2 protein-coding genes are annotated in these 2,365 nt (G+C 61.4%); both read left to right on the top strand.

Annotated elements, in window-relative coordinates:
* The first annotated feature begins 136 nt into the window (after positions 1 to 136).
* Positions 137 to 1,747, top strand: coding sequence for an IS66 family transposase (gene tnpC / locus ACP5E6_RS18395; protein WP_427956794.1), 1,611 nt, complete (start codon positions 137 to 139; stop codon positions 1,745 to 1,747).
* Between the two features lie 156 nt (positions 1,748 to 1,903).
* The coding region (locus ACP5E6_RS18400) for a hypothetical protein (RefSeq protein WP_427956796.1) at positions 1,904 to 2,365 on the top strand (462 nt) is incomplete at its 3' end.

Here is a 2,365-nt window from a genome sequence, read left to right on the forward strand (position 1 = left end):
GGGCGCCGGTCCGCAGTCTGCGCCCGGAGATGGCTGGCTGATACCGGTGTAGGAGAACGCGGAATAATCATTCCGATAGGCGTCGATCACGCGAGAGTCATTGGCTTTATGCCTTGATTTTTGCCATAATCGCTTTGTGCCAATTGACCCTGCATCCCTGCCCGATGACCCGGCGATCCTCCGTGAATTGGTTGCCAATTCAGAGATCGAGATTACCGGCCTGCGTGCCGAGATCGACAAATTGCACCTGCTGATCGCCAAGCTCAATCGTCACCGGTTCGGCCGCCGTTCCGAACAACTCGATCCCGATCAATTATCGCTCGCTATTGAGGATCTCGAGCAGGCCCAGGGCGCCGGGGATGCCGCTGCCGACGCCGTGATCGATGCGATGGCAGAGCAATCTGGGGCAGGGCAATCTGGAGCCGACAAACCCCCGCGCAAACGTCGCCAGCGCAATCTCGGTGATCTGCCTGCAAGCCTGCCGCAGATCGAGGTGATCGTCGATCTCGATAACAAAACCTGTTCCTGCTGCGGCGGCACGCTGCATCAAGTCGGCGAGACCGTGACCAAGATGCTCGACATGGTGCCGGCGATCTTCCGGGTGAAGGTCATCCGCCGACCTCGCTATGCCTGCGATGCCTGCGACACGCCGATCGTTCAAGCACCGGCACCGCCACGCCCGATCGATGGCGGCATGGCAACCGAGGCGCTGGTCGCGCACGTTCTGGTCGGCAAGTTCGTCGATCATTTGCCCCTTTACCGGCAGGCGCAGATCTTCGAACGCCAGGGGATCAAGCTCAACCGTTCAACACTCGGCGATTGGGTCGGGCGGGCCTGCTGGTGGCTGAGGCCGGTCAACGATGCCATTCTTGCCCATGTCTTTGCCCAGACCAAGGCATTCGCCGACGATACCGTGCTACCGGTGCTCGATCCCGGACGCGGCAAAACCAAGTCGGGCCGATTATGGTGCTACGCAGTCGATGATCGACCCTGGTGCGGACCAGCACCACCAGCCGCCGCCTTCATCTACGCGACCGACCGGAAAGGTGAGCATCCGGCTGCGCATCTGGCGAAGTTCCGAGGCGTTCTGCAGGTCGATGGTTATGCCGGCTTCGGGGCGGTCGTCAAAGAGCGCGTCGATGACCAGATTGCGCTCGCTTTCTGCTGGACCCACGCACGACGATATTTCTACGAATTCCATGCCTCGACCCAATCGCCGATTGCAGCCGAGGCTCTCGCCCGTATCGCACAGCTCTATGCGATCGAGGCTGAGATCCGTGGTCAGCCCGCAACAACACGGCAGTCAGTGCGGCAGGCAAAATCCCGACCACTCATCGAGGCCCTGCACGACTGGCTGAATGCGCAACTGGCGCGCATCTCCAAAGGTTCGGACCTCGCCAAGGCGATGCGCTATACGCTGCGCCATTGGACAGGTCTGACCCTATTCCTCGATGATGGTCGCATCGAGCTCGACACCAACACCGTCGAGCGTGAAATCCGCCGAATTCCCCTCGGACGAAAGAATGCCCTCTTCGCGGGCAACGATATCGGCGCCGAGCATTGGGCCCTGATGGCAACCTTAATCGCCTCGGCAAAACTAAACGACGTGGAACCGCTCGCCTGGCTCACCGACATCCTCGAGCGCATCGTCTCCGGGCGAACCAAGGCCACCGAAATCGACAGGCTGCTTCCATGGCACTGGAAGGCTGATCACGCCGTAACCGATATCGTTCAAGCCGCCGCGTAGTCGCGCTATCCGCCTCGTTCAATAAGGTCAGAGAAACGACGCTTACTCCCGGTCCATGGCCGCAACCTGATCGTTTACGGCGAGAATGGCGCCGGCAAATCCTCCATATACAAGGCGCTCCGCGACCTGTTCGCCCGGCGTCCGCGCCGCGACGCTTTGAAGAGCAATGCCCATGTCCACGCGCTCGACTCGCTTCTGACGCCGCGCGTTACCGTCACCTTCAATGATGGCAAGCCGTCGCTTGAATGGACGGAAACGCGGCATCCTGGCCTCCCGACGGCGGACCCGCGCGTCGCGCTGGCGGCGTTGCGCAGTTCCTTCCTCGACTATCACGCGCTCCTGGAAACCAACGCCTTCCATGGTCAGCACCGTCCGAACCTGTTCGACCTCGCCATCGAAACCCTGCTCGCCGATTTCGCCGACGCTACATCCGGCAAGACCCTCGCCGAGCGCTGGACGGAGACCAAACGCGCCAGGCCGCACGTCCATAGCTCGAACACTAACTATCTGACCCACGTCGAGGCGGCCTGCGCGGCCTTCAACGCCGGCCTGGAAGCAGCGCTCGATGCCATGCTGCCGATCATCAACACCCTACTTGCCGATCTCGGCCGTCACGAA

This window comes from Acidiphilium sp. (assembly GCF_049977125.1).
Taxonomy (GTDB): Bacteria; Pseudomonadota; Alphaproteobacteria; order Acetobacterales; family Acetobacteraceae; genus Acidiphilium.